A 383-nucleotide genomic window follows, 5' to 3' on the forward strand; every position below is an offset into this window, starting at 1 on the left:
AAGCCTACAAATTACAAACAACCACTAGAAGTTCCTTGAAGAGACCGATATTTTTCTATTCATACAGATATAGATTACTGGGATGAATTAGAGTTGATATAGGTAATAGCTTGAATATGCCGACGTGGCTCAATTGGCAGAGCAGCTGACTTGTAATCAGCAGGTTATCGGTTCAAGTCCGATCGTCGGCTTCAAATAAATATGGCCCAGTGGTACAGTTGGTTAGCACGCCGGCCTGTCACGCCGGAGGTCGAGGGTTCGAGTCCCTTCTGGGTCGTTTTACTTCCCATCCCAGTGAGAAGTAAATCAGTAATATTAGGGCGCATAGCTCAGCTGGGAGAGCACCTGCCTTACAAGCAGGGGGTCACAGGTTCGAGCCCTGT

General features: G+C 47.3%; 2 tRNA genes. Both read left to right on the top strand.

Annotation, left to right across the window (positions count from 1 at the left end):
- Positions 1-118: 118 nt before the first annotated feature.
- Positions 119-191 (top strand) — tRNA-Thr (locus C1Y58_RS00030).
- Between the two features lie 12 nt (positions 192-203).
- A tRNA-Asp gene (locus C1Y58_RS00035) sits at positions 204-277 on the top strand.
- Positions 278-383 lie beyond the last annotated feature (106 nt).

This window comes from Vallitalea okinawensis (assembly GCF_002964605.1).
GTDB lineage: Bacteria > Bacillota > Clostridia > Lachnospirales > PQDH01 > Vallitalea_A > Vallitalea_A okinawensis.